Raw genomic sequence first — 4,348 nt, 5'->3', positions numbered from 1 at the left:
CCCGCCAGGCAATGGCCCAGGCCCGGGCGCAGATGCTGAGCCAGGCCGGCACCGTAGGCCGTCGCCCTCGCCGTCCTCGCCGCGCTTGGCGCCTGCCGCTCGGCCTGGTGGCTGCCACAACGGTCGCCTCCGTGATCGCGGGCATGGCGCTCGTCACCAACGACCACGCAGAGCCGGAGAACCCCGGAGAGACGAGCATGGGCGCGGCCCCTGTTCCTCAGCCCCTCACCTCACGCGACATGATGCTGGCGGCCGCCTCTCAGGCCGAACGGCAGCCACAGGGCCGCTACTGGTTCACGCACCAGCGGACCAGCCTGCCGTTGCTCGCGCTCGGCCGCACGGGCGGATACGTCGTGGAAGAGCGATGGGACACCTTCGGGTGGACGGGACGAACCCGCGGCGACGGCCAGGCGTTCTATGGCCGCGACCTGGCCGGCAAGCCCCAGACCGACGCCGACGTCAAAGCCTGGCACGATGCGGGCTCACCCCGCAGCTGGCAGGTGCGCTCATCGGAAGTGACACGGACGCTCAGCACCCAGTCAGGCGACTGGGACGCGGATCAGAACAAGCATCCAGGCGGCGCCTTCAACATTCCAGGCGTCGGCGCGTTCACCTACGCGGAACTCCAGACTCTCCCCACCCAGCCAGAGGACTTGCGGGAACTGCTGTGCGAGGGCAGAGTCAAGCTCACGCCGGAAGTGGCCGGGCAACTGCGCCGCGGCGGCGTCAGCGCGGCCCGCAAGCGCTGCGACGGCGCGTCCGGCGTGCTCGACAAGGTCTTCTTCGCTCTCAGCAACACCCCGATCCCTCCCGGAGTGCGCGCCGGTCTCATGCGCCTGCTCACCGACTACCCCGGTGTACGCCAGCTCGGTGCCGTTGCCGACCCGCTCGGCCGCCCCGGCGTCGCCCTCGCGGCCTCGTACCAGAGTCGCGACGGCTGGGGGACGCTCCAGCGCGACCTGATCTTCGACCAGCGGACCGGCAGGGTTCTGGGCAGCAGGGACATCCTCCAGAAGCCCAGCCCTGACAGCCAGTCCTGGCAAGTCCCCGGCAGAGTTCTTCAGTACTGGCTGGTCGTGGACTCGGGCTGGACCGACACCAAGCCCAACCTGCCCGACTAGAGATGGGCGATCCCAAGCCGTCCCTGGTTCTGGCCCGTCATCAGTGATTCTTATCAAGCTGGGCGGTGCCGAGGATCGATGATCGCGCCGGTGCGGTGTTTCCCGTCTGTCTGGCGGCCAATGCGTCGGTGCGTATCAAGGGCGGCAACCTGCACCTGTCGCGCCTGGAGGCCGCTCCGCTGCCCGAGGGATTCAAAGCCGTGCGCGACGCCGTGCAGGCGATGCTGCCGCGCATCGACTACCCCGAGCTACTGCTGGAAACGCACGCCAAGACTGGCATGTTCGACCGCATGCGCCACATCTCCGGCTCGTACGTGCACCGCGACGACCTCGACATCACCCTGGCCGCGCTCACCGTGGCCCGCTCGTGCAACGTCGGCCTGGTACCGGTGATCAAAGAGGGAACGCCGGCGCTGACCGGGCATCGACTGCTGGGCGTGGAGAAGGGCTACTTCCACGGTGAGGGCATCGCCGCCGCGCCGGCCCGCCTGGTCGAGGCGCAGGCGGGCATCGACATCACCGCCGGCTGGGGCGGCGGGCTGGTGGCCTCGGTGGACGGCATGCGCTTTCGTCGTGCCGGTCCCTGCACGCCCGGCCCTCGCCGCTCTACTGGGGGATCGGCAAGCGCGCACGCGGCTCGACCTGGCTGAACACCGTCTCTGACAAGGTGGTGGGGCTCGGCGGGCTGCTGGTGCCCGGCACGCTGCGCGACTCGCCGTTCATCCTGGACGCCATTCACCGCCTGGACGCCGCCGAGCACTCCTAGTACTCGAGTGACACTTGGCGATCTTGCAGCGTTCGGGTCACATGGCGACGGCCACCGCGTGATCATTCGGAGTTTGTGAAGACAACCAAAGATCGTGCGGTGGCCGCGAGCCACAGCGTAGACCCTGACGGCTGGATGGTCATCTTCAACGAGCTGATGGCCCGGATCGCCGGCCGGTTCGGCCGCATCGAACCACGTCGCGCGGCGAATGCATACGTGCGTGGGCTGCTGGCCGACCTCGACCGTAAGAACTGCTGGAACCTGGCCGAACACGCCGGACTGGCCGGCCCGCAGAAACTGCAGCGGCTGCTGCGCACCGCCCGGTGGGACGCCGACGCCGTGCGCGATGACGTGCGTGCCTTCGTCGTCGATCGGCTCGGCCCCGGCGGCGTGCTGATCGCCGATGAGACCGGGTTCGTCAAGAAGGGCGCTCGCTCGGCCGGGGTGCAGCGGCAATACAGCGGCACAGCGGGCCGGATCGAGAACTGCCAGATCGGGGTGTTCCTGGCCTACGCCACACCGGCCGGGCGGGCGCTGCTGGACCGGCGGCTCTACCTGCCCGAACACACCTGGCTGGCCGACTCCGACCGATGCCAGGCGGCCGGCATTCCGGACGAGGCGGGCTTTGCCACCAAGCCCGCGCTGGCCACCGCCATGGTGCTGGCCGCGCTGCAGGCCGGGGTGCCCGCCCGCTGGGTGACCGGTGATGAGGTCTACGGCCAGGACCCGCGCCTGCGCGCTGCTCTGGAGGAGCGCCGGATGGGATACGTGCTGGCCATCGCGGGCAACCGGCGCGTCGAGCTCGAAGGGGTCCAGGTAAACGCGGCCGAGGTCGCCGCGCGAGTGGCCGACCGGCACTGGCACCGCTACCGCGCCGGACAGGGAGCCAAGGGCCCGCGCTGGTATGCCTGGGCCTGGGCCCACATCGACGAGAACGCGACGAACGGATATCGGTGGCTGCTGATCCGCCGCAACCTGACCACCGGCGAGCTGGCGTTCTACCGCTGCTACGCGCCCACCCGGCAGCCCTTGATAGCCCTAGTCAAGATCGCAGGAGTGCGATGGGCCGTCGAGGAGTCCTTCCAAGCCGCCAAAGGCCAGGCCGGCCTCGACCACTACCAGGTCCGCGGCTGGACGGCCTGGCACCGGCACATCACCCTGGCCATGCTCGCCCTGGCCCTGCTGGCCGCCATCGCCGCCGCCCAACCGTCCAGCACCACAGACGACGGCATCCCCCTGACCCTGCCCGAGATCCGCCGACTGCTCGCCGCCCTCGTGCTGATCCGGCACCGCTCCATCACGGACGTTCTGCGCTGGTCACACTGGCGCCGACGCCACCAAGCCACAGCCCGGCACTACCACTACCAGCGCCGATCCAATCCATGATCGCGATGTGTCACTGGAGTACTAGAAGAGAAGTCAGCCAGGTCTGTCGCCGGCGAGAAAGGAGGGTTGCTTTCAATAATCTGTTGACAACTTATCGTTGAAGGCATGTCCTATGGATATGAACATCGACACCTCTCGTGATCGCCACAGGCGTCACATCGCCGCCCACGCGGCCCGCGCCCGACTGATCGACCGTTTCGGCACTGACGAACACCGGCGCCAGCAGGCGGAGTTTCCAACCGGCCCCCGAGTGCCCGCCACGGAGCTGCTGCGGTTGGTCCTCGACGCCTCCCATGGCACCGACACCGGCGTCCCCGAGGTCAGGCAGGAAGACTTGACCGACGCGCTCCAGATGGTGGTCTCCATCCGGCGCAGCATCGACAGCATGGAGTACAACGCCATCGCTGCCGCCCGCAAGGCTGGACTGACCTGGCGGCAGCTCGCCGACGCCCTCGCCCTCGAAAGCCCTCAAGCTGCTCAGCAGCGCTTCCAACGCCTTGGCGACCGGCTCAACGACACCGCCATCGGCGAGAACACCCGTTCCCGGCCGACGGACGGCTTGTGACCAGTTCCGTCGCACCAGGCGTGGCGAGGACGATCGACACGAGCCGCAGCGTGACCTCCACTGCCCAGCCGCCGACAGAACCCGGGAGCCGCCATCTATAAGTGGGAGTCACAGCCCAACATGCCTTTACGACCTTCATGCGACTGACCAGCAGATTCGCTTGACGATTCCCCAGATAACGATGGCGTCCGGGAGCCGCACGCGCTTGCGCCCAGAGCCCCTGCACCCGGCGTGCTGGCTCCCTCCAAGCCAGTCACTGCACGTCCCCTATCAGCAATCACACGAACACGCCAAAAGTGATCGAGCCTCCGGGCGCTGCTACTTCTCACCGACATTGCAGGCCCGATCAGCCCCCGAGTGCTGTCCAAACTGACCGACAAACGCGGCTCTGGCGATCTTTGTGTGGTGCCGTCACAGACAGTGGTCGAGACTCTCGTCCGTGAGTGATCGCAATCGGATAACTGGCCGCGCATAGGTGCGGCCGCCCCGTGAGGATCTTGTTCGACCAAG

Annotated in this window: 4 protein-coding genes; all 4 read left to right on the top strand. The window is 68.1% G+C overall.

The window, feature by feature from the left end; all coding sequences use genetic code 11:
- Positions 1–1,121: CU044_5270 family protein (locus tag GUY59_RS46250; protein ID WP_201762150.1), on the top strand; the 1,121-nt coding region annotated here is incomplete at its 5' end.
- 65 nt (positions 1,122–1,186) lie between these two features.
- Positions 1,187–1,771, top strand: a complete 585-nt coding sequence (locus tag GUY59_RS49660; protein ID WP_138208474.1) for a Tn3 family transposase — start codon at positions 1,187–1,189, stop codon at positions 1,769–1,771.
- A 251-nt stretch (positions 1,772–2,022) separates the two neighbouring features.
- On the top strand, positions 2,023–3,273 hold the full coding sequence (locus GUY59_RS46235; RefSeq protein WP_442939101.1) for an IS701 family transposase: 1,251 nt from the start codon (positions 2,023–2,025) through the stop codon (positions 3,271–3,273).
- A 118-nt stretch (positions 3,274–3,391) separates the two neighbouring features.
- The gene (locus tag GUY59_RS46230; protein ID WP_138208476.1) at positions 3,392–3,838 is read left to right on the top strand and encodes a DNA-binding protein; all 447 of its coding nucleotides are present in this window, start codon (positions 3,392–3,394) and stop codon (positions 3,836–3,838) included.
- Positions 3,839–4,348 lie beyond the last annotated feature (510 nt).

This window comes from Nonomuraea sp. K271 (assembly GCF_009908215.1).
Classification (GTDB): Bacteria; Actinomycetota; Actinomycetes; order Streptosporangiales; family Streptosporangiaceae; genus Nonomuraea; species Nonomuraea longispora.
The sequence above is the reverse complement of the archived record's forward strand: the minus strand, read 5'-3'. Positions and strand labels throughout refer to the sequence as shown.